The sequence below is a fragment of the Massilia sp. BSC265 genome (assembly GCF_000740675.1).
Lineage (GTDB): Bacteria > Pseudomonadota > Gammaproteobacteria > Burkholderiales > Burkholderiaceae_D > Telluria.
Genome location: NZ_JPXI01000037.1, coordinates 30,018 through 51,322, shown reverse-complemented (window position 1 = coordinate 51,322; position 21,305 = coordinate 30,018). Strand labels below are relative to the sequence as shown.

Genomic DNA, 21,305 nt, shown 5'->3' with positions numbered 1-21,305 from the left:
GAACCGAATACGAATACCGAGGAGACACCATGACTGACGCATTCATCTGCGACGCCATCCGCACCCCCTTCGGCCGCTACGGCGGCTCGCTGTCGAGCGTCCGTGCCGACGACCTGGGCGCGCTGCCCATCGCCGCGCTCATCGCCCGCAACAAGGACGTGGATTGGGGCGCCGTGGACGACCTGTTCTACGGCTGCGCCAACCAGGCCGGCGAAGACAACCGCAACGTCGGCCGCATGGCCGCGCTGCTGGCGGGCCTGCCGCAAGAGGTGCCGGCCAACACCATCAACCGCCTGTGCGGCTCCGGCATGGATGCCGTCGGGACCGCCGCGCGCGCGATCCGGGCCGGCGAAGCGAACCTGATCATCGCCGGCGGCGTCGAGAGCATGACCCGCGCGCCTTTCGTGATGGCCAAGGCCGACAGCCCCTTCTCGCGCGCGGCCAGGATCGAGGACACGACCCTCGGCTGGCGCTTCGTCAATCCGCTCATGAAGGCGAAATATGGCATCGATTCGATGCCGGAGACCGCCGAGAACGTGGCAGCCGAATTCAACATCAACCGTGCCGACCAGGATGCCTTCGCACTGCGCAGCCAGCAGCGCTGGGCACGCGCCCATGCGGAGGGCTTCTTCAAGGACGAGATCGTGCCGGTCACGCTGCATTCGAAGAAAGGCGAGTCGCGCGTGTTCGACACCGACGAGCAGCCGCGCCCGGACACCAGCATCGAGGCCCTGGCGAAACTGAAGGGCGTGGTCATGCCCGATGGGACGGTCAGCGCCGGCAATGCATCGAGCCTCAACGACGGCGCCTGCGCGTTGCTGCTGGCGGGGGAAGCGACTGCCGTCCGCAATGGCCTGGTTCCGCGCGCCCGCGTGGTCGGCATGGCCACCGCCGGCCTGGCGCCGCGCATCATGGGCTTCGGTCCGTCGCCGGCCGTGAAGAAGCTTTTGCGGCAAACCGGCCTGCGCCTCGACCAGATGGACGTGATCGAGCTGAACGAAGCCTTCGCCGCCCAGGGCCTGGCCGTGATGCGCGACCTCGGCCTGCCCGACGACGCGGATCACGTGAACCCGAACGGCGGCGCGATCGCGCTCGGCCACCCGCTGGGCGCCTCCGGCGCACGCCTGGTGACGACCGCCGTCAACCAGCTGCACCGGATCAAGGGATGCTACGCCCTGTGCACCATGTGCATCGGCGTGGGCCAGGGCATCGCCCTGATCGTCGAGCGGGTGTAAGCATGGTCAAGGTGTACGAGATCGACGGCGTGCGGCCGGTGGTCCATCCCAGCGCCTACGTGCATCCGAGCGCCGTCCTGATCGGCGACGTGATCGTCGGCCCGCGCTGCTACATCGGCCCGCTGGCCTCGATGCGCGGCGACTTCGGGCGCCTGATCCTGGAAGAGGGCGCCAACCTGCAGGATACCTGCGTGATGCACGGCTTCCCGGGCGAGGACACCGTGGTCGAGGTCGATGGGCACATCGGGCACGGCGCGGTGCTGCACGGCTGCCGCATCCGGCGCAATGCCATGGTCGGCATGAATGCCGTCGTGATGGACAAGGCGGTCGTCGGCGAGGAATCGATCGTCGCCGCGATGAGCTTCGTGAAGGCGGGCATGATCATCCCGCCGCGCAGCATGGTGATGGGCACGCCGGCCAAGGTCATGCGCGAGCTGCTCGAGGAGGATGTGAAGTGGAAGAGTTTCGGGACGCGCCAGTACCATGAGCTGAATGTGCGCTCGCTGCAGACGATGCGCGAGGTCGAGGCCCTGCCTGAGGCCGAGCCGGGCCGGAAAGGCATCGAGTTCGACCCGAACGGCATGCACAAACCGAAAACCTGAAGAGACAAGAACGGAGACGAACGACATGGGCAACATCGCAACCCTGCAAAGCCTGATCGCCGGCCGCTGGCACGGCCTTGAAGCACACATGCCGCTGCATAGCGCGCTGAACAACGAACTGATCTTCCACACCCACGCCGAAAAAATCGACTTCGACGAGGCCGTCACCTATGCGCGTAAAACCGGCGTCAAGCAGCTGATGGGGCTCGACTTCCAGAAGCGCGCCCAGCGCCTGAAGGCCCTGGCCCTCTACCTCATGGAGCGCAAGGAAGAGCTGTATGAGATCTCGCACCTGACCGGCGCCACCCGCCCGGACAGCTGGGTCGACGTCGAGGGCGGCATCGGCACCCTGTTCGCCTATGCCAGCATGGGCTCGCGCGAGCTGCCGTCCTCGAACGTGCTGCACGAAGGCCCGGCCATGGCGCTGGGCAAGCGCGGCGGCTTCGCCGGCACCCACATCCTGGTGCCGCGCGGCGGCCTGGCGGTGCACATCAATGCCTTCAACTTCCCGATCTGGGGCATGCTGGAAAAATTCGCGCCGAGCTTCCTGGCCGCGATGCCTTGCATCGTCAAGCCGGCCACCGCGACGAGCTACCTGACCCACGCCACCGTGAAAATGATGATGGATTCCGGCCTGTTGCCGGAAGGCGCGCTGCAGCTCGTCATTGGCAGCACCGGCGACCTGCTCGACCGCCTTGGGGGATTCGATGCCGTCACCTTCACCGGCTCGGCCGACACCGCCGCCAAGCTGAAGGCCAACCAGAACCTGATCCGCGAAGCGGTGCCGTTCACCGCCGAAGCCGACTCGCTGAACTGCGCCATCCTGGCGCCGGACGTCGCACCTGGCGATCCGGAATTCGACCTGTTCGTGAAGGAAGTCGCGCGCGAGATGACCGGCAAGGCCGGCCAGAAATGCACGGCCATCCGCCGCGTCATCGTGCCCGAGCAGCATGCCGAGGCCGTTGGCATGCGCCTGCGCGAGCGCCTAGCCAAGATCACGGTGGGCAACCCGAAGGTCGAGGGCGTGCGCATGGGCGCGCTGGCCTCGATGGACCAGCACCGCGACGTCTCCGAGCGCGTCGAGATGCTTGCACGTGGCAACGAAATCCTGTTCAGCGCCCGCGACGGTTTCAATCCGGTGGGCGAGGGCTGTGCCAACGGCGCCTTCTTCGCACCGACCCTGCTGCTGTGCCGTAACGCCTTGATCAACGATGCCGTCCACGACATCGAGGCCTTCGGCCCGGTGAGCACGGTGATGACCTACCGCGACATCGACGAGGCGCTGCACCTGGCCGCGCGCGGCAAGGGCAGCCTGGTGACCACCCTGGTGACCAAGGACCCGGCGATCGCCGCCCACGCGGTGCCGATCGCTGCCGCATCGCACGGGCGCGTCCACATCCTCGAGCGCGAATCGGCGGTGGATTCCACCGGCCACGGCTCGCCGCTGCCGCAACTGAAGCATGGCGGCCCGGGCCGCGCCGGCGGCGGCGAAGAGCTGGGCGGCATCCGCGCCGTCAAGCACTTCCTGCAGCGCGCCGCGGTGCAGGGCTCGCCCACCATGCTGACCGCCGTCACCGGCGAGTACGTGCGCGGCGGCGCGGTCAAGGAAACGGACATCCACCCGTTCCGCCGCTGGTTCGAAGACCTCGAGGTGGGCCACTCGCTGCTGACCCACCGCCGCACCGTGAGCGAGGCCGACATCGTCAACTTCGGCGGCGTCTCGGGCGACTACTTCTACATGCACTTCGACGAGATCGCGGCCAAGGACACCCAGTTCGGCAAGCGTATCGCGCACGGCTACTTCGTGCTGTCGGCGGCGGCGGGCTTGTTCGTGTCGCCGGCGCCGGGTCCGGTGCTGGCCAACTACGGCCTGGACAACCTGCGTTTCGTGGCGCCGGTGGCGATCGGCGACACCATCCGTGCCCGCCTGACCTGCAAGCGCAAGGTCGACCGCAACCGCACGGACGAGCAGGGCCGCGGCCAGGGCGTGGTGGCCTGGGACGTGCAAGTCACCAATCAACACGACGAACTCGTGGCGAGTTACGATATCCTGACGCTGGTGCAAAAGCGCAGCTAGGATGGCGAAAGTGCGTCGTCCACCACAACCAAGGAGACCCTTTGCATGTCGAGACTGGACCTGAACAGCATTCCCGTGGTGGGCGGCACGGGCTATCCCGAGCCCTTCGCCGAGCTGGTGGAGGGCCGCACCAAGCAGGCCCTGGGCGACGCCGGCGGCCTGACCCAGTTCGGCGTCAACCTGGTCGAGCTGCAGCCGGGTGCGGCTTCGTCGCAGCGCCACTGGCACTCGCACGAGGATGAATTCGTGATGGTCGTGTCGGGCGAACTGGTGTTGGTCACCGACGAAGGCGAGACCCTCATGCGGGCAGGGGACTGCGCAGCCTTTCCAGCAGGAAAGCCGAACGGGCACCATCTCATCAACCGCAGCTGGGGGCCGGGCGTGTTCCTGTGCGTCGGCTCGCGCATCCCGGGCGATTCGGCAGTCTATCCCGACATCGACCTGCGTTACGACGGCGACACCAAGACCTTCCTGCACAAGGATGGCTCACCTTATCCACCGCGCGAACCGCGCGGCTGAGGCATTAGTTCAACTTGCGCGCGTAGCGGCTGCGGATGTGCTGGCTCACGAAGGTGGACAGCCCCCGGCCCTCGCGCGCCAGTTCCTGCATCCTGGCAATGTTCTCGGCCCCGGCGCTGCGCTCGGTATACAGGTAGCGGTCGCCGCCGGTGAACTGGATGGTGATCGAGTCCTTGTCGATGTCGTAGGCGACCACGCCGGATTCGCCGCTCGTGTTGCGATAGCGGTGCATGTGCACCTCCATGGTTGTCGTCGATACCTGACATGTGGGTATCAAGCGCCGCAAGACAAGACGGCAGCGCTCAGTGGCCGATCTTGCGCTGCACCTTCAGCAGCCCGCTTTCCGTACGCACGGCAACCAGGTCCAGATAGTCCGCCACCGGCGCCGAGCGTGTCTCGACCGGATGCGTGTGCGTAGCGGTGACGACGACGCTGTCCATGCCCGCGCTTTCTGCCGCGGCCAGCCCGATCGTCGTGTCCTCGAACACCAGGCAATCCTGCGGCGCCACGCCCAGCTTCTGCGCGCCCAGCAGGAAAGGATCGGGATGCGGCTTGCCGCGCTTGACGTCGTCGGCCGACACCAGCAGCGGCGGCAAGGGCAACCCGGCGGCCGCAATGCGCGCCGTTGCCAGCGCGCGCGAGGCCGAGGTCACGATGGCCCAGCGCTCAAGCGGCAGGCTGGCCAGGAAGCGGCCCACGCCGGCGATTTCCTCGATGTCGCCCACATCCTCGATCTCGGCCAGCGCAATGCCCAGCGCCTCCGACACCGGATCGACGCCGGGCAGGCCGAGCTGGCGGATGGTGTCCTCGGTGCGCTTGCCGTGGACGGTCGGCACGAAGGTTTCCGGGTCGAGCCCGTGCCGGAGCGCCCAGGCGCTCCAGACCCGCTCGGCGGACTTGATCGAGGTGAGGATGGTGCCGTCCATGTCGAACAGGAAGGCGGCATATTCGCGCGAGGGCAGGACGGATGGGTTGGTCGGTGTCACGGATGCGCTCTCATTGGGGAATCGAATCGTCCAGCATAGCGCAAAAGGGCGGAGCGTTCCGCTCCCTACTCCTTCTGCAGGCCTTGACCTTGCAGCGGTGCGCTGCGAGACTATCGGTCCCATTCACCGATCCGAGGAGACGCCGCATGAACCAGCCTGATACCGCCCTCCGGTCGGCCGCCTGACCTGCTCGTCCAGCACGACACGCATCACGACGATGCATTGAGCGCGCCAGCGCGCCCGACCTTCCATTCCTTGACCTTGCCGCGCCATCGGTGCGGCTGCCTGCGCACGCCTGTTGCGCCATTGAATCGGAAAACATATCGTCATGATCGACATCGATTTCCCGACCCTGCACGGGATCGGCTTCAAGCAGCATTTTGTCCAACAAATCGCGGCGGCATCGCCGCACGGGCGCCTCGCCCGCGTAACCTCCGTCCAGCGCGACTGGTTCACGCTCGACGACGGTCGCGAGGCATTCCCGGCGCGCAGCGCGCGCTTCGTTTCCAGCGGCCAGCCCGTGGTCGGCGACTGGGTACTTGCCTCGCCCAGCCTGGGCGACTGGTGGATCGACCATACCCTCGATGCCCTCACCCGGTTGTCGCGGCGAACCCCGTCGGGAAGCCAGGTGCTGGCCAGCAACGTAGACACGGCGCTACTGCTGATGGGCCTCGACAACGACTTCAATCCACGCCGCATGGAACGCTATATCGCGCTGGTGCGGGCCTGCGGCGTCGAGCCGGTGATGGTCCTGACCAAGCCCGATATCGGCAGCCGGGTCGAGGACAGGATCGCGCAGCTGCGCCAGCGCATTCCCGGCGACGTGCCGCTGCTGCAGCTGATTCCCTCTGAACAGATTGACGCCGGCGTGCTGGCCCCGTGGCTGGGGGCAGGGCAGACCCTGGTGCTGCTGGGCTCCTCGGGCGTGGGCAAGTCCACGCTCACCAATGCCTTGAGCGGCAGCCGACAAGCCACCGGCGGCACGCGGCATGGGGACGACCGCGGGCGCCACACCACCACGGCGCGCTCGCTGCACCGCTGTCCGGGCGGCGCCTGCATCATCGATACGCCCGGCCTGCGCGCGTGGCAGCCGGATGCGGACGAGGAGGAGCTGGAACTGTCCTTCAACGACATCACGGCCCTGGCGGACCAGTGCCAATTTCGCGACTGCCGCCATGCGAGCGAACCGGGATGCGCGGTGCGCGGGGTGGTCGATGCCGATCGCCTGCAGAACTACCGCAAGCTGTTGCGCGAGGTGGGGCGGGCGGAGCAGACGGCGCTGGAGCGCATTGCCGAGCGGGGGAAGTGGAAGGTGTTGATGAAGGAAGCGAAGCAGCGCGGGCGCGATAAACGAGGCGGATGAGGCTTTTCGTAGGGTGGGCAGGTTTCCTGCCCACGCGGTGATCGCCGACATACGATATGTCTCGGTCGTGCCGGCGGACGTTGACCGCGTGGGCGGCATAGCCGCCCACCCTATGGATTACCCCTCGAGCTGCTTGCGCACGCGCTCGATCGCCTTGCGCACCTGGTTCGGCGCGGTGCCGCCGACGTGGTCGCGGGCCGCCACCGAGCCTTCCAGCGTGAGCACCGCGAACACATCCTGCTCGATCAGCGGCGAGAACTCGCGCAACTTCTCGAGCGGCATCTCCGACAGGTCGCACCCGGCGATGTCGCAGGCGCGCACCGCATGCGCCACGGCTTCGTGCGCGTCGCGGAAGGGCAGGCCCTTCTTGACCAGGTAGTCGGCCAGGTCGGTGGCGGTGGCGTAACCCTGCAGCGCTGCGGCGCGCATGTTCTCGGCCTTGACCGTGATGCCGCCCGCCATGTCGGCAAAGATGCGCAGCGTGTCCGTGACCGTATCGATGGTGTCGAACAGCGGTTCCTTGTCTTCCTGGTTGTCCTTGTTGTAGGCCAGCGGCTGGCCTTTCATCAGGGTCAGCAGGCCGTTCAGGTGGCCGTAGACACGGCCGGTCTTGCCGCGCGCCAGTTCCGGCACGTCCGGGTTTTTCTTCTGCGGCATGATCGACGAGCCGGTGCAGAAGCGGTCGGCGATGTCGATGAAGCCGATGCGCGGGCTCATCCACATGACCAGCTCTTCCGAGAAGCGCGACACGTGCATCATGATCAGCGAGGCGGCGGCCGTGAATTCGATCGCGAAATCGCGGTCCGACACGGCGTCCAGCGAGTTGTGGCACACGTCCTCGAAGCCCAGGGTTTTCGCCACGCGCAGTCGGTCGATCGGGAAGGTGGTGCCGGCCAGTGCGGCGGCGCCCAGCGGCAGGCGATTCACGCGGCGGCGCGCATCCTGCATGCGCTCGGCGTCGCGGCCGAACATCTCGACGTAGGCCAGCATGTGGTGTCCGAACGTGATGGGCTGTGCCACCTGCAGGTGGGTGAAGCCCGGCATGATGGTGTCCGCATGGCGCTCGGCCAGGCTTGTCAGCGCGCCGCGCAGGCTCCCCAGCAGGCCGAGGATGTCGTCGATCGCCGCACGCACGTACAGGCGGATGTCGGTCGCGACCTGGTCGTTGCGCGAACGGCCGGTATGCAGGCGCTTGCCGGCGTCCCCCACCAGTTCGGTCAGGCGCTTCTCGATGTTCAGGTGCACGTCTTCCAGGTCGAGCAGCCATTCGAAGCTGCCGGCCTCGATCTCGCCCTTGATCTGGGCCATGCCGCGCTCGATCTCGGCGCGGTCCTGTTCGCTGATGATGCCTTGCGCGGCCAGCATCTCGGCGTGGGCGAGCGAGCCCTGGATGTCGAACGGGGCCAGGCGCTTGTCGAAGAACACCGAGGCGGTGTAGCGCTTGACGAGGTCGGAGACGGGTTCGGTGAAGCGGGCAGACCAGGCTTCGGCCTTCTTGGAGAATTGATCGGTCATGGTGGGATCCCTTTTGGTATCCCACGATTATAACTGGACGCTTGTCATCCTGACCGGCCCCCATCCATGGTGGATGACAAGCGACCAGAAATGCGCAATGATGTGCTCACTATTCATCAAATGACAACAATAAGGGGGAGACATGAACCGTTTGGCCCAACTCGGCCTCGCACTGGCATTCGCCGCGCCGGCAGCACTGGCCCAGCAGGCGGCACCCGCCACGCCGACCGCCGTGGCCGCACCGGCCGCGCCGGCAGCCGCCGGCATGCCGGCAGCTCGGGCGGCGGACGTCGCCTCGATCGACGCCATCATCGCCGCGCTCTACGATGTGATCTCGGGCCCGGCCGGCGCGCCGCGCGACTGGGATCGCATGCGTTCGCTGTTCGCATCCGAGGGACGGATGGGCGTGGTGGGTGCGCGACCGGACGGCAGCTTTGCCCTGCGCACGATGACGCCGGACGACTACATCGCCCGCAGCAGCAAGACCTTCGCCACCCAAGGCTTCTTCGAAACCGAAAAGGCACGCACCCTCGAGGTCTTCGGCCAGATCGCCCACGTGTTCAGCACCTACGAGGCGCGCCACGCCAAGGATGACGCCAAGCCTTTCATGCGCGGGATCAACAGCATCCAGCTGATCCACGACGGCAAGCGCTGGTATGTGCTGAGCCTGATCTGGCGCGCCGAAGACGCGAAGCTGCAACTGCCGGAACGCTACCTGCGCAACGGCTGAGCAGTAGCGCGGGAATACCCGGGGACGCCGTCCAATTGAAAATTATGCATCATGCAAACGGCGCTAGAATTGGTTTTTAAGCCATTAAAATCAGGTTCATCGCTTCCATGATTACCAACGATTCGAGCTTCCAGGTCAGTACCGACCAGTCGCGGCTGGACATCCCGATGATCTACCGCTTCCTGAGCGAGCAGTCCACCTGGGCAGTCGGCATTTCGCGGCCGGTCGTCGAGCGCGCCATCGAGAATTCGCTGTGTTTCGGCGGCTACCTCGACGGGCGCCAGATCGCCTTCGCACGCGTCATCACCGATTACGCAACCTTCGCCAACCTGGTGGACGTGTTCGTGGTGCCGGAGTACCGCGGCCACGGTTACGGCAAGCAGCTGATCGGTGTCGTCCTGCGCCACCCCAGCCTGCAGAAACTGCGCCGCTTCACGCTCCATACGAGCGATTCGCACAGTCTCTACGAACGCTTCGGTTTTACCACGCCCCAGCGTCCCGATACGATGATGGAACGGTACTTTCCGAACATATATTTGTCCTGAGCATACTCAACACGGCGACGCGCTTCTCGAATCAGGCTTACGATTGGTCTGAACCGGGAGGAAGTCGTATGCTTCGCGCCGTCGTCCGTGCAGTCATCCGCGCTGTTGTTCCTGTCCTGCTTGCGTTTGCGCTGCTGGGCAGTCCGTCGCTCCCTGCAGCCGAGGCTCCGCAGACGAAGGGCTCGCTCGTCATCATCGGTGGGGCCTTGCGTGCCGATAATGCCGCCGTATGGGAGCGCATGGTCCGGTTGGCAGGGGGCAAGGGCGCCCGCATCGCCGTCTTCGCCTCGGCATCGGCCAGCCCCGAGAAGGCCGGCAAATTCCTGGTCGAGCGCTTCAACCACTATGGCGCCAGGGCCTTCTTCGTGCCGGTGGCCGTGCGCCTGACCGGCATCGACTACCAGGCGGCCGCCGAGGATCCGGCGCTGGCTGCCGCGGTGCGCTCGGCCGGCGGCGCCTATTTCGCCGGCGGCGACCAGGGCCGCATCACGCGCGCCCTGCGGCGCGAGGACGGCAGCAATACCCGCGTGCTCGACGCCCTGTGGGACATGTACCGGGGCGGCGGCATGATCGCCGGCTCCAGCGCCGGCGCCGCCATCATGAGCAGCACCATGTTCGGCCGTCCCAAGACGGTGCTCGCCACGCTCAAGCTCGGTGTCGACGAGGGCAAGGAGATCGCGCCCGGCCTCGGCTTCATCGGCGACGACGTCTTCATCGACCAGCACCTGCTGGTGCGCGGCCGTTTCGCGCGCATGGTGCCGGCCATGCTCAAGAAGGGCTACAAGCTCGGCCTCGGCATCGACGAGAACACGGCCATGGTGGTGGGCCCGGGCCGCGAAGTGGAGGTGGTCGGCTATCGCGGCGCCTTGCTGGTCGACCTGTCCAAGGCAGTGCCGCAGGAAGGACCGCTCCATGTCAGCAACGTGCGCCTGAGCTACCTGGACAACGGCGACCGGTTCAACCTGCTCACGCAAACCTTCACGCCTTCTCCCGACAAGCTCGACAACCGGATCGACCCGGCCAGGCCCTACTACCGCGAACCGCTGTTCTCGGCCGACATCCTCGGCAACAGCACGGTGGTCGACCTGATGGCCAAGCTGATCGACAGCGACCAGCCGGAAGCCATCGGCCTCTCGCTCGACAGCCCCAAGGGCATCCAGCCCGACCTCGGCTTCGAGTTCAAGCTCACCCGCACGGGCGACAGCGTGGGCTACCAGTCCACGTTCACCGAGCAGTACTCGGTCTACAACATGCGGCTCGACATCCGCCCGATCCTGGTGCAGCGGCCGCTGTACCATTACCGGCAGGGGGAGAGCATTGCGGGCGGCGGCGCCGGCGCCAGCCGGGTCGATGCCGCCAGGTGAGGTTCATTCGCAGCGGCCGCCGAGCTGGCTGGCGAGCATGCGCGCCTGCGCATCGATCAGGGGAAGGTTCGGATCGTGTCCGGCACGCGGGACGATCGCCAGCTGCTTGCGCGGCGCCGAGATCCGGTCGAAGTAGCGTTGCGCGATCTCCTTGGGCGCCAGCAGGTCCTGCTCGCCATGCACCATGTAGACCGGCAGCCTGAAGCTGGCGGCCTGGCGCTCCATGTCGACCCGCGAGGCCATGCCCTCGCCCTTCATGCCGATGAACTGGATGTATGAATAGTCCTCGCCCGCCGTGTAGTCGGCACGCGCCTGCGGCGTGCTGCGCGCCGCCTTCCATTCCAGCCAGGCGGCGGGCGCCGGATCGGACACCATGGCCTCGTACTTGCGGATGGCGCGGCGCAGGATGCCGAAGTTGCGCGGGTTGGTCCATGGCGGCGTGCCGAGCGCCTCGACTTTCTCGACGGTGGCCTCGTCTCCGGCTGCGCGGGCGCGCGCCAGGATGATCTCGCGCGAGGCGCGCATGGTCTCGGTGCTGTTGACGACCTGCGCCACCGGCATCCAGGCGCAGTACAGTTCCGGACTGCGCGCGGCCATGTGCCCGCCCAGGATCGAGCCCCAGGAGCTGCCCAGCAGGACCAGCTTGCGCTTGCCCAGGCGTTCGAGCAGGTGGCGCGACAACGCGATGCCGTCGTCGCGCATTTGCGCCAGGGTCAGGGGCGTGTCTTCGGCGGGAGCGTTGCGCGACCAGGTCAGCCCGGCGGCGCGCTGGTCCCAGTGGACGATGACGTAATCCCTGGTCCAGGACGCATACGGATCGTGTTCATAGACCGAGATCGGATTGCCCGGACCGCCGTGCACCAGCAGCAGCGCGGGCTTGGCGCAGTCGGCGCCGTCGATCGAGATCCATTGCTCGATGCCGCCGAGCTTCACATAGCCGCTCTCGTGGATCGGCTGGCCCGGTTTGCAGGCGGCAGGCGGAGCCGCTTGCGCCAGTGGGGAAGCCAGGGCCAGCGCGGCCAGGATGTGCTTGTCGAACGGGTGCATGTCGTTCTCCGTATGTGGTCAAGCGATTCTGTTCCATGGCCATCAGCGCCACAACTGTCATTTCTGACAGCGCTGGGCCGTTTTACAATGCAGCTTTCGCTCGAATAAGGATGACCATGTTCCGACTGCCATTCCGATTCTTCGCCGCCGTGCTGATGCTGGCCGCCGCGGCCCTGGCAAATGCGGCGCACGCGGCCCAGCCGGCTACCGTCCGCGTCGACTATACCCACAGCGGCAATGCCTTGTCCGACCAGTATGCCCTCGAGCGCGTGGTGATCGAGCCGCTGCCCTGGCCCGGCAGCACGGCGCGCAACTTCGACGACACCAATCGCGGCCAGAACCGGGTCGAAGTGGTGGATGCGAAGACCGGCGACCTGCTGTACTCGCGCGGCTTCTCGACCGTCTTCGGCGAATGGCGCACGACGGAAGAGGCGGGCAAAATGAGCCGCAGCTTCCAGGAATCGGTGCGCTTTCCCAAGCCGGACCGCCCGGTGCGCGTGCGCATCCTCGAGCGCGACGAGCGCAATCAGTTCTCGGTAGCCTGGAGCGTCGACGTGGACACCGATGCGCAGGAGGTCGTCAGGAAGCAGCCGGCCCTGCCCGTCAAACCGATCCCGGTCCACGTGAGCGGCCCCTCGAGCGACAAGGTCGACCTCCTGATCATGGGCGACGGCTACACTGCTGCGGAGCTGAATAAGTTCGAGGCGGATGCGCGCCGCCTGAGCAAGTACCTGTTTTCGGTCTCGCCCTTCAAGGAGCGCGCCAAGGACTTCAACGTGTGGGCGCTGGCCGTGCCGACCGCGGAATCCGGCATCAGCCGTCCCTCCACCGGCGTCCATCGTGCATCTAAGCTGGGCACCCGCTACGACATCTTCGGCAGCGAGCGCTATGTGCTGACCCTGGATAACCGCGCGCTGCGCGACATCGCCCAGCATGCGCCCTACGAGTTCATCGAAATCCTGGTCAACAACGAAACCTACGGCGGCGGCGGGATCTTCGGCCAGTTCAGCACCGCGGCGGCCGGCAACGCCTGGGCCAACTACCTGTTCGTGCACGAATTCGGCCACCATTTCGCGGGCCTGGCCGACGAGTACTACACCTCGCCGGTCGCCTACGCCGCCGCCTCTACGCGCATGGAGCCGTGGGAACCCAATGTCACCGCGCTGCGCGACCCGGCCAACATCAAATGGAAGCGCCACGTGAAGGCGGGCACGCCGCTGCCGACGCCATGGCCCAAGGCCGAGTATGAAGAGGCTTCGCGCGCCTACCAGAAAAAACGTGCGGCGCTGCGCGCGGCGAACCGGCCGGAGAGCGAGATGAATGCCTTGTTCCACGACGACCTCGAAGCGACGAACGCGCTGTTCGCCGGTAAGCCTGGTCGGCCACTGCCGCACCGCCATGATGTGGGGGCCTTCGAAGGGGCAAACTACGAAGCCACGGGCTACTACCGGCCGGCAATGCAGTGCCTGATGTTCGACCGCAGCGGAGCCTTCTGCCCGGTGTGCCAGGATGGGATTACCGAGATCATCGACTTGTATGCGGGGGCAGCCCGATAGTAAAAATTGCTTACAAAATGTCAAGGGTCTAAGTGGCTTGGCTAACAGACCCGGCGGGTGGTGAGTCCGTATTCTGGATTCGTAGCCAGACAAAAAACATGAGCGCAAGAAGCTGGACTGCGCGACCACTCACCGGAAAGGATCCATCATGAACAAACTGATCGCCACCCTCATCGCCGGCCTGCTGGCCACCGCCGCTAACGCCCAGACCACGGCCACTCCTATCGCCACCAAGGCTGTCGTGAAAGCGGAAGCCGACGCCGAGAAAGACATCGCCAAGGCGGAACAGAAGGAAATGAAGGTCGTCGAAAAGGCCGACAAGGAGGTGAACAAGGCCGTGGCCGACGCCACCGAGAAAAAGGAAAAGGCCTATAACAAGGCTGCCGAGACGCACGCCGATGCGGTCGAGAAGGTGGCCAAGGCCGACCCGGAAGACCGTTTGAAAGTGGCCGCCAAGGCACAGGAAAAAATCGCCGACGCCAACCTGAAGGCCGACAAGAAGATGATCAAGGCGGACGAGAAGCTGCTCAAGACCCAGGTCGAGGCGGCGGCCGACAAGGCGACTGCGGCGGCCAAGACCGAGCAGGCGCGTGCCGAGGCGGTGGCCGAGGTGCACAAGGCGGCTGCGAAGAACTAATCTCACGCCGCTTCAAGTGACAACGCCGGCTTTGCGCCGGCGTTGTTGTAGGGTGGTCGGCAGAGCCGACCACCCTACGCTACCTAATGTGCTACGTGCTGGCCTCGGTCGACCGCATCGCCAGGTCCTGCGCCTTGAGCTTCGCCGACAGCGGCTTGCCCTTGCGCGCACGCTTGCCGAAGTGCGGCTCCAGTCCCGATGCGAACAGCTCCACCGTGCGCGGCTTCGAGCCGGCCCAGGTGCCGATGACGTTCACGCCTTTCTGGTTGATCGGCTGCGCCGCCAGCAGGGTTTCCTTCGGCTCCAGTTCCATCAGGGTCACGCCGCGGCCGCCGTTGGTCAGCACCTTCATCTCGTCGATGCCGAAGACCAGCACGCGGCCTTTCTCGGACAGGCAGGCGATCGCGCCGGCACTGTCGCTCACCATGCGCGGCGGCAGCGGCACTGCGCCCTCGTCCAGCGTGATGAAGGACTTGCCGCCCTTCAGTCGGCTGATCATGTCGCCGGCCTTGGCGATGAAGCCGAAGCCGTTCGACGTCGCCAGCAGCAGGCGCGTCTCCGGATTGCCCGCGAAGTAGTGCAGGATGCGCACGGGCCGTCCAGCCACGCCGCCCGACAGGTCGACCAGGGTCGTGATCGGCACGCCATCGCCGCGCGCTCCAGGCAGCGCGGCCACCGGCACCGAGAAGGACTTGCCGTTGCTGCCGATACCGATCAGGGAATCGACGGTGCGGCATTCGAAGGCCTGAAGCAGCGAGTCGCCCGCCTTGAAGGTGAACTGGGCCGGATCGTGGCCGATGCCGGTGCGCGCGCGCACCCAGCCTTTCTCCGAAACGATCACGGTCACCGGCTCGTCGATGACCTTCTGCTCGGCCACGGCGCGCTCGGCTTCCTCGATCAGGGTGCGGCGGTTGTCGCCGTACTGCTTGGCGTCCTGCTCGATCTCGCGGATGATCAGGCGCTTCATCGAGGACGGGTTCTCGAGGATGTCTTCGAGCTTCTCTTTTTCACTGCGCAGCTCGGCCAGCTCCTGCTGGATCTTGATTGCCTCCAGGCGCGCCAGTTGGCGCAGGCGGATCTCGAGGATGTCCTCGGCCTGGCGCTCCGACAGGCGGAAGCGGTCGATCAGGGCGGCCTTGGGATCGTCCGAATTGCGGATGATGGCGATGACTTCGTCGATGTTCAGCAGGACGGTCTCGCGGCCTTCCAGGATGTGGATGCGGTCGTTGACCTTGCCCAGCCTGAACTCGGTGCGGCGGCGGACGGTGACGAAGCGGAAGTCGATCCATTCCTGCAGGACCTCCAGCAGGCCCTTCTGGCGCGGACGGCCGTCGCCGCCGATCATCACCAGGTTCATCGGGCTCGAGGTTTCCAGCGAGGTATGCGCGAGCAGCATCAGCATGAACTCGCCCTGGTCCTGGTTCTTGGACTTCGGCTCGAACACGATGCGCACCGCCGCCTCGCGGCCGGATTCGTCGCGCACGGTGTCGAGCGCGCCGAGGATGGTCTGCTTGAGCGCCAGCTGCTCCGGCAGCAAGGTCTTCTTGCCGGCCTTGATCTTCGGGTTGGTCAGCTCCTCGATCTCTTCCAGAACGCGCTGGGCCGAGGTGCCCGGCGGCAGTTCGGTGACCACGGCCTGCCACTGGCCGCGCGCCAGTTCCTCGATCTTCCAGCGTGCACGGACCTTGAGCGAGCCGCGGCCGGTGGCGTACATGTCGGCGATGTTCGAGGCCGGGGTGATGATCTGGCCGCCGCCCGGGAAATCCGGGCCGGTGATCAGGGTCATCAGTTCGGCGTGGGTGATCTTCGGGTTGCGGATCAGGGCCACGGCGGCGCTCGCCACTTCGCGCAGGTTGTGCGAGGGGATCTCGGTGGCCATCCCGACCGCGATGCCGGAGGCGCCGTTGAGCAGCACCATCGGCAGGCGCGCCGGCAGCTGGCGCGGTTCGGTGGTGGAGCCGTCGTAGTTCGGCTGGAAGTCCACCGTGCCCATGTCGAGCTCGTCGAGCAGCAGGCGCGACACCGGCGTCAGGCGCGCTTCGGTGTAACGCATCGCCGCGGCGCCGTCGCCGTCGCGCGAGCCGAAGTTGCCCTGGCCGTCGATCAGCGGGTAGCGCAGCGAGAAGTCCTGGGCCATGCGCACCAGCGCGTCGTACACCGACTGGTCGCCGTGCGGGTGCAGTTTGCCGAGGACGTCGCCGACCACGGTAGCCGATTTGCGCGGCTTGGCGGTGTGGCCCAGGCCCAATTCGTGCATCGAATACAGGATGCGGCGCTGGACCGGCTTCTGGCCGTCCGAGACGTCCGGCAGGGCGCGGCCCTTGACCACCGAGACGGCGTAGTCGAGGTAGGCGCGCTCGGCGAAGGTGGACAGGGTGAGCTTTTCGACGTCGTCGTCGCCGCCACCGCCGCCCGCTGGGTTGGTTTGTTCAAAAAGGCTTGCTTGAGTCATAGTCGTTCGTATCAGATATCCGCTTCGGTCTCGTTACCGTGTTCCTCGAGCCACGCGCGGCGGGCGGCGGCTTCGCCCTTCCCCATCAGCATGTTGAAACGCGATGCCGATTCGGCCAGGTTGTATTCGCCGAAGGCGACCGGCAGCAGGCGGCGGGTGTCCGGGTTCATGGTGGTCTCCCACAGCTGTTCCGCGTTCATCTCGCCCAGGCCCTTGAAGCGCGAGATGCTCCAGGTGCCTTCCTTCAGGCCTTCCTTCTTGAGCTTGTCCTCGATGGCCAGCAGCTCGCCGTCGTCGAGTGCGTACAGCTTCTGCAGCGGCTTCTTGCCGCGCGCCGGCACGTCGACGCGGTACAGCGGCGGGCGCGCCACGCAGATGTGGCCGTTGCGGAACAGGGCCGGGAAGTGCTTGAAGAACAAAGTGAGCAGCAGCACCTGGATGTGCGAGCCGTCCACGTCCGCGTCCGACAGGATGCAGATCTTGCCGTAGCGCAGGCCGCTCAGGTCCGGATTGTCGTCCGGGCCGTGCGGATCGACGCCGATCGCCACCGCGATGTCGTGGATCTCGTTGTTCGCGAACAGGCGGTCGCGCTCGGTCTCCCAGGAGTTCAGCACCTTGCCGCGCAGCGGCAGGATGGCCTGGAATTCCTTGTCGCGGCCCATCTTGGCCGAGCCACCCGCCGAGTCGCCCTCGACCAGGAACAGCTCGTTGCGGGTGATATCGGTCGATTCGCAATCGGTCAGCTTGCCCGGCAACACGGCCACGCCCGAGGACTTCTTCTTCTCGACCTTCTGCAGCGAGCGCAGGCGCGATTGCGCCTGCTTGATGACGAGCTCGGCCAGCTTCTTGCCGTACTCGACGTGCTGGTTCAGCCACAGTTCGAGCGGGGGCCGCGTGAAGGTCGAGACGAGCTTGACGGCGTCGCGCGAGTTCAGGCGTTCCTTGGTCTGGCCCTGGAACTGCGGGTCCAGCACTTTTGCAGACAACACGAAGGAGACGCGTGCGAACACGTCTTCCGGCAGCAGCTTGACGCCCTTGGGCAGCAGCGAGTGCATCTCGACGAAGCTCTTCACGGCACCGAACAGGCCGTCGCGCAGGCCGGACTCGTGGGTGCCGCCGCTCACGGTCGGAATCAGGTTGACGTAGGACTCGCGCACCACGCTGCCTTCCTCGGTCCAGGCCACCACCCAGGCCGCGCCTTCGCCTTCGGCGAAACCTTCATCGCCGCTCCCTGCGTACTGGGCGCCTTCGAACAGCGGAATCACGGTCTGGCCGTTCGCCGTCTGGTTCAGGGCCTCGAGCAGGTAGCCGCGCAGGCCTTCGTCGTAGCGCCAGGTCTGGACGTCGCCGGTCTTGGCGTTGGTGAGCGTGACGGTCACGCCCGGCAGCAGCACGGCTTTCGAGCGCAGCAGGCGCTGCATCTCGGCCAGTGGAATGGCTGGCGAATCGAAGTATTTCGGGTCGGGGCGGGCCGTGACGCGGGTGCCGTTCTTCTTGCCGCCGCGATCCGCCGGGCGCGAGCTCAGGGGCTCGACCAGGTCGCCGTTCTCGAAGGCCAGTTCGTGCACGCCATTGCCGTTTTCGTCCTTGCGCCAGACGGTGATCTCCAGGCGCGTCGACAACGCATTCGTCACCGACACGCCGACACCGTGCAGGCCGCCCGAGAAGGCGTAGGCGCCGCCCGAGCCCTTGTCGAACTTGCCGCCCGCATGCAGGCGGGTAAACACGATCTCGACGGTCGGCACGTTTTCTTCCGGGTGCAGTCCAACCGGGATGCCGCGGCCGTCGTCTTCGACCGTGACCGAGCCGTCCGTATTCAGGGTGACGGCAATGTTCTTGCAGTGCCCGCCCAGCGCCTCGTCGGAGGCGTTGTCGATCACTTCCTGGATGATGTGCAACGGGTTTTCGGTCCGGGTATACATGCCCGGACGCTGTTTCACGGGCTCGAGTCCTTTGAGGACGCGGATGGATGATTCGCTGTAGTCAGATGCGGGTTTCTTGGAAGCCATGCTGATATTGGTGGTGTTCAATGCTTGCGCATTCTATCTTGTCGCGCGGAAAGTTGGCCTTTTTGAGATGCCAAACGTGCTTGTTAGTCCGCACCATTGTGCTAGATTAAAACGATGTGACCCGGAAGTGCCCTTGGAAAGGCTGGAAAAGCGATGCCCGCAACCAGATATCCGTTCACCGTCCGCATGGTCGGCTTTGCACCTGCTGAATGCGCCCTGCTCGAGAGCCTGCTGGCGCAGGCTCCGTTGCCGGGGCCGTCGTATTTTTGCCTCCACGACGACAGTTTGCAAGAACCCGACCTCTACATCGCCGATGGCGCCAACCCGGCCGCCCTGGCGCGCCTGGCCTGCCTGCCGCCCGGCGCACTACAGCCGATCCTCCTGATCGGCGGCGACGGTGCCTGCAGCCGCCGTACCTTGCCGCGTCCCATCAACCCTGCCAGCCTGTACGAGGCCCTGGCCGAACTGCTCGATACCCGTGTACAGGCGCTGGCGTCCTTGGCCGCGCGGGGCGAACGCTGCCTGCCCGAGCGGCGTCGAAGGCCGAGGCTGGCGCCGGACACCGAGGCGCCGGAGTACTACTCCCGCCTGCGCCAGGGACCGCCCGACGGCGCCGTGCTCATCATCGACAAGGGCGGCGCCTTCCGCGACCATGTGGCGCGGGTCGTTGCAAATACCATCGGTAATACCTTCAGTACTACGCCTGTCTCGGCATCCGGCACCGCCGCCCGGCCGGTCGAATGGACCGACAGCAGCCGCGCCGCAGTGCGCCTATGCGACGAGACGCCGGTGTCGCTCGTGATGATCAACACCTGCGCTTCCGGCATCGAACCATACAGCCTGAGCAGCGCCATCAAGTCCCAGCAAGGAGCAGGGCGTACCGCCGTGCTCCTTCTTGTTGGGCAATCGTTCAAGTACGACAGCCTGCGCGCCCGCGATGCCGGCGTGCGTGGGCTGCTCGACAAACCGATAGCCGACCGCCACCTGCTGGCTACCTTCCAGAAGCTGCTCGCCCTCCGGACCTAGGCGCCGAAAGCCCCAAGGCACGCTTTCATCAAAGACTACTGTAATTGCATACAGTATTAACCGAAACGGGAAATCCCGCAAGCTGACGTTTTGCAACATGTCCGGCCGGGTGATGAATTTTGTAACAATTTCAAATCGTGCGCGGCCATAGCGCGGCTATATTGGTAGTCATGGCGGAAGACGAACCCAAACCAACTCCGGAAGTGCCCGGCCCCCCGATCGAAAAGCGCCCCGAGGCGCCGGTGCGGGTGCCGGACCGGCGCGCGACAGAGGGCAAGGCGATGCGTGGGCATGCCAGGTACCAGCGTGATGGCGACACGCCATTGGCGCTGGCAGGGCGGGTCATCGGCTCACGCTGGCGCGCCCTGCGCGAGCGCTTCAGCCGCGACTTCATGAACCGCACCCTGCACATCGGGGTGTCGGCGCGCATCTACCATCCGGAGCCGGGCGCCCGTGGCCTGCTCAGCAAGAACCTGCAATACCTCGAAGAATCGATTGCCCAGTGGGTGATGTCGCGCGACGTATTGGTATTCATGATTCCGACCGTGAACACCAACGGAATGTTTCATCCTAGTAACATCACTCTGCGCCACTACGCGCGCCACCTCGACGGGCTGGTGCTGCAGGGCGGGGCAGACGTGGCGCCGCAAACCTATTCCGAGGTCCCGACCCGGCCGGAGTGGGGGGGCGACCGCGCGCGCGACGTCTACGAGCTCGAGCTGCTGCATGAATTCGTCGATGCCGGCAAGCCGGTGCTGGGCGTCTGCCGCGGCTGCCAGCTGATCAACGTCGCCTTCGGCGGTACGCTGTACCAGGATGTCGCCACCAACGTGCCGGAAGCGCTGGCCCACGTGCACGACATCTATGACGCCCACCGCCATGCGGTGCGCTTCCCGCCGGGCTCCTCGCTCGGCAAGATGTTCGGCCACCTGGAGCGACCGATCGTCAATTCGATTCATCACCAGGCAGTCAAGGAATTGGGGCGCGACATCCGCGTCGAAGCCTATTCCGACCCGGACGGCATCGTCGAGGCGATCCGCTACGAGCGGGCCGACTTCGTCATGGGCTTGCAGTGGCACCCGGAATTCCACCGTGCCGGCGGTACCGAGCTGCTCGACTGTACGCCGGTGCTGGACGAATTCCTGCGCGCCGCCCGCGAAACAAGGCTCTGATCCTTCACGCGAAAACACTTGCTTTCATCCCGCGACGAGACAATAATGAATGAGAATCATTCTCATTCATTCGATCTTATTCGTGAGGAGGGCGTGCATGACTATTCCTTTCGCAGACCCGGCGTTGCCGCAGCCATCACCGGAAGCGCGCAGCCAGCACGTGCTGCTGGTGGCGTCAACGCTGCACCTGATGTCGCACTACACCGCGCGCGGCGACGGCGAGCAGCCTTGCGTGAAGCTGGCTTCCGTGATCGAGCGCCACCTGTGCGCGCTGTCGCGCTTGCCGGACGTGGATCCGGTGCTGCGCGCCACCTGCGAACAGCTGGCCGAGCGCTGGGCGGGGCTGGTGGATGAGCAGCTGCCGCCGCCTCAGCCGGTGAAGCAGCCGCTGCTGGCCAGGTTCATGAAAGGAAGCCGGGGCGGCAAGGCGGCGGTGGCGCAGTAAGTCAGGCGCGGTCCGCTTGCCATGG

At 66.0% G+C, this 21,305-nt stretch carries 19 protein-coding genes; 13 read left to right on the top strand and 6 right to left on the bottom strand.

The annotated features are described in order from the left end of the window. The first annotated feature begins 29 nt into the window (after positions 1–29). The 4 genes from pcaF to MA09_RS17070 are packed head-to-tail and all read left to right on the top strand — an operon-like array spanning position 30 to position 4,433. Positions 30–1,235 carry a 3-oxoadipyl-CoA thiolase gene (pcaF, locus tag MA09_RS17085; protein WP_036251146.1) on the top strand — a complete coding sequence of 402 codons (1,206 nt, stop codon included), beginning with the start codon at positions 30–32 and terminating at the stop codon, positions 1,233–1,235. Positions 1,236–1,237: 2 nt separating this feature from the next. Beyond that, on the top strand, positions 1,238–1,837 hold the full coding sequence (gene paaY, locus MA09_RS17080) for a phenylacetic acid degradation protein PaaY (RefSeq protein WP_036251144.1): 600 nt from the start codon (positions 1,238–1,240) through the stop codon (positions 1,835–1,837). A 25-nt stretch (positions 1,838–1,862) separates the two neighbouring features. Further along, positions 1,863–3,914, top strand: coding sequence for a phenylacetic acid degradation bifunctional protein PaaZ (gene paaZ / locus MA09_RS17075; RefSeq protein ID WP_036251141.1), 2,052 nt, complete (start codon positions 1,863–1,865; stop codon positions 3,912–3,914). Positions 3,915–3,959: 45 nt separating this feature from the next. Further along, the gene (locus MA09_RS17070) at positions 3,960–4,433 is read left to right on the top strand and encodes a cupin domain-containing protein (RefSeq protein WP_036251139.1); all 474 of its coding nucleotides are present in this window, start codon (positions 3,960–3,962) and stop codon (positions 4,431–4,433) included. Positions 4,434–4,437: 4 nt separating this feature from the next. On the opposite strand, the gene MA09_RS17065 is transcribed toward MA09_RS17070, so the two are convergent. Both MA09_RS17065 and MA09_RS17060 read right to left on the bottom strand, forming a co-directional pair. Continuing rightward, positions 4,438–4,665, bottom strand: coding sequence for a hypothetical protein (locus tag MA09_RS17065; protein ID WP_036251760.1), 228 nt, complete (start codon positions 4,663–4,665; stop codon positions 4,438–4,440). A 70-nt stretch (positions 4,666–4,735) separates the two neighbouring features. Then, positions 4,736–5,419: an HAD-IA family hydrolase gene (locus MA09_RS17060; RefSeq protein WP_036251137.1), complete on the bottom strand. Its 684-nt coding sequence runs from the start codon at positions 5,417–5,419 to the stop codon at positions 4,736–4,738. 328 nt (positions 5,420–5,747) lie between these two features. Between MA09_RS17060 and rsgA the strand changes: the two genes are divergently transcribed. Further along, positions 5,748–6,782: a ribosome small subunit-dependent GTPase A gene (gene rsgA, locus MA09_RS17055; protein ID WP_036251134.1), complete on the top strand. Its 1,035-nt coding sequence runs from the start codon at positions 5,748–5,750 to the stop codon at positions 6,780–6,782. A gap of 117 nt (positions 6,783–6,899) precedes the next feature. On the opposite strand, the gene argH is transcribed toward rsgA, so the two are convergent. Next, a complete protein-coding gene (gene argH, locus MA09_RS17050; RefSeq protein WP_036251132.1) occupies positions 6,900–8,297 on the bottom strand; it encodes an argininosuccinate lyase in 1,398 nt (465 codons plus the stop codon). Positions 8,298–8,439: 142 nt separating this feature from the next. Here argH and MA09_RS17045 point away from each other — a divergent pair, with 142 nt between their 5' ends. The 3 genes from MA09_RS17045 (at position 8,440) to MA09_RS17035 (ending at position 10,936) form a co-directional block, all read left to right on the top strand. After that, a complete protein-coding gene (locus tag MA09_RS17045; RefSeq protein WP_229440770.1) occupies positions 8,440–9,027 on the top strand; it encodes a hypothetical protein in 588 nt (195 codons plus the stop codon). 107 nt (positions 9,028–9,134) lie between these two features. Further along, the gene (locus tag MA09_RS17040; protein WP_036251130.1) at positions 9,135–9,572 is read left to right on the top strand and encodes a GNAT family N-acetyltransferase; all 438 of its coding nucleotides are present in this window, start codon (positions 9,135–9,137) and stop codon (positions 9,570–9,572) included. 68 nt (positions 9,573–9,640) lie between these two features. Next, positions 9,641–10,936, top strand: a complete 1,296-nt coding sequence (locus MA09_RS17035; protein WP_051933545.1) for a cyanophycinase — start codon at positions 9,641–9,643, stop codon at positions 10,934–10,936. Between the two features lie 3 nt (positions 10,937–10,939). Here MA09_RS17035 and MA09_RS17030 read toward each other — a convergent pair whose 3' ends face one another. Continuing rightward, complete coding sequence (locus tag MA09_RS17030; protein ID WP_036251127.1) at positions 10,940–11,983, bottom strand: alpha/beta fold hydrolase; 1,044 nt, start codon at positions 11,981–11,983, stop codon at positions 10,940–10,942. A gap of 116 nt (positions 11,984–12,099) precedes the next feature. Between MA09_RS17030 and MA09_RS17025 the strand changes: the two genes are divergently transcribed. Further along, positions 12,100–13,539, top strand: a complete 1,440-nt coding sequence (locus tag MA09_RS17025; protein ID WP_036251752.1) for an IgA Peptidase M64 — start codon at positions 12,100–12,102, stop codon at positions 13,537–13,539. 148 nt (positions 13,540–13,687) lie between these two features. Then, entirely contained in the window at positions 13,688–14,176 is a 489-nt protein-coding gene (locus tag MA09_RS17020; RefSeq protein ID WP_036251125.1) for a hypothetical protein, read from the top strand. Positions 14,177–14,267: 91 nt separating this feature from the next. On the opposite strand, the gene parC is transcribed toward MA09_RS17020, so the two are convergent. Further along, positions 14,268–16,628, bottom strand: coding sequence for a DNA topoisomerase IV subunit A (gene parC / locus MA09_RS17015; protein WP_036251122.1), 2,361 nt, complete (start codon positions 16,626–16,628; stop codon positions 14,268–14,270). An 11-nt stretch (positions 16,629–16,639) separates the two neighbouring features. Further along, the gene (locus tag MA09_RS17010; RefSeq protein WP_036251750.1) at positions 16,640–18,637 is read right to left on the bottom strand and encodes a DNA topoisomerase IV subunit B; all 1,998 of its coding nucleotides are present in this window, start codon (positions 18,635–18,637) and stop codon (positions 16,640–16,642) included. Positions 18,638–18,790: 153 nt separating this feature from the next. On the opposite strand from MA09_RS17010, the gene MA09_RS17005 reads away from it, so the two are divergent. The 3 genes from MA09_RS17005 (at position 18,791) to MA09_RS16995 (ending at position 21,280) form a co-directional block, all read left to right on the top strand. Next, positions 18,791–19,663, top strand: coding sequence for a hypothetical protein (locus MA09_RS17005; RefSeq protein ID WP_036251119.1), 873 nt, complete (start codon positions 18,791–18,793; stop codon positions 19,661–19,663). A 170-nt stretch (positions 19,664–19,833) separates the two neighbouring features. After that, a complete protein-coding gene (locus tag MA09_RS17000; protein ID WP_081897654.1) occupies positions 19,834–20,835 on the top strand; it encodes a gamma-glutamyl-gamma-aminobutyrate hydrolase family protein in 1,002 nt (333 codons plus the stop codon). A gap of 97 nt (positions 20,836–20,932) precedes the next feature. Beyond that, a complete protein-coding gene (locus tag MA09_RS16995; RefSeq protein ID WP_036251117.1) occupies positions 20,933–21,280 on the top strand; it encodes a hypothetical protein in 348 nt (115 codons plus the stop codon). The last annotated feature ends 25 nt before the right edge of the window (positions 21,281–21,305 follow it).

Bases quoted from the DNA above. Each gene is read 5' to 3' on its own strand.
- pcaF (WP_036251146.1), top strand. From the start codon at position 30: ATGACTGACGCATTCATCTGCGACGCCATCCGCACCCCCTTCGGCCGC.
- paaY (WP_036251144.1), top strand. From the start codon at position 1,238: ATGGTCAAGGTGTACGAGATCGACGGCGTGCGGCCGGTGGTCCATCCC.
- paaZ (WP_036251141.1), top strand. From the start codon at position 1,863: ATGGGCAACATCGCAACCCTGCAAAGCCTGATCGCCGGCCGCTGGCAC.
- MA09_RS17070 (WP_036251139.1), top strand. From the start codon at position 3,960: ATGTCGAGACTGGACCTGAACAGCATTCCCGTGGTGGGCGGCACGGGC.
- MA09_RS17065 (WP_036251760.1), bottom strand. From the start codon at position 4,665: ATGCACCGCTATCGCAACACGAGCGGCGAATCCGGCGTGGTCGCCTAC.
- rsgA (WP_036251134.1), top strand. From the start codon at position 5,748: ATGATCGACATCGATTTCCCGACCCTGCACGGGATCGGCTTCAAGCAG.
- argH (WP_036251132.1), bottom strand. From the start codon at position 8,297: ATGACCGATCAATTCTCCAAGAAGGCCGAAGCCTGGTCTGCCCGCTTC.
- MA09_RS17045 (WP_229440770.1), top strand. From the start codon at position 8,440: ATGAACCGTTTGGCCCAACTCGGCCTCGCACTGGCATTCGCCGCGCCG.
- MA09_RS17040 (WP_036251130.1), top strand. From the start codon at position 9,135: ATGATTACCAACGATTCGAGCTTCCAGGTCAGTACCGACCAGTCGCGG.
- MA09_RS17035 (WP_051933545.1), top strand. From the start codon at position 9,641: ATGCTTCGCGCCGTCGTCCGTGCAGTCATCCGCGCTGTTGTTCCTGTC.
- MA09_RS17030 (WP_036251127.1), bottom strand. From the start codon at position 11,983: ATGCACCCGTTCGACAAGCACATCCTGGCCGCGCTGGCCCTGGCTTCC.
- MA09_RS17025 (WP_036251752.1), top strand. From the start codon at position 12,100: ATGTTCCGACTGCCATTCCGATTCTTCGCCGCCGTGCTGATGCTGGCC.
- MA09_RS17020 (WP_036251125.1), top strand. From the start codon at position 13,688: ATGAACAAACTGATCGCCACCCTCATCGCCGGCCTGCTGGCCACCGCC.
- parC (WP_036251122.1), bottom strand. From the start codon at position 16,628: ATGACTCAAGCAAGCCTTTTTGAACAAACCAACCCAGCGGGCGGCGGT.
- MA09_RS17010 (WP_036251750.1), bottom strand. From the start codon at position 18,637: ATGGCTTCCAAGAAACCCGCATCTGACTACAGCGAATCATCCATCCGC.
- MA09_RS17005 (WP_036251119.1), top strand. From the start codon at position 18,791: ATGCCCGCAACCAGATATCCGTTCACCGTCCGCATGGTCGGCTTTGCA.
- MA09_RS17000 (WP_081897654.1), top strand. From the start codon at position 19,834: ATGGCGGAAGACGAACCCAAACCAACTCCGGAAGTGCCCGGCCCCCCG.
- MA09_RS16995 (WP_036251117.1), top strand. From the start codon at position 20,933: ATGACTATTCCTTTCGCAGACCCGGCGTTGCCGCAGCCATCACCGGAA.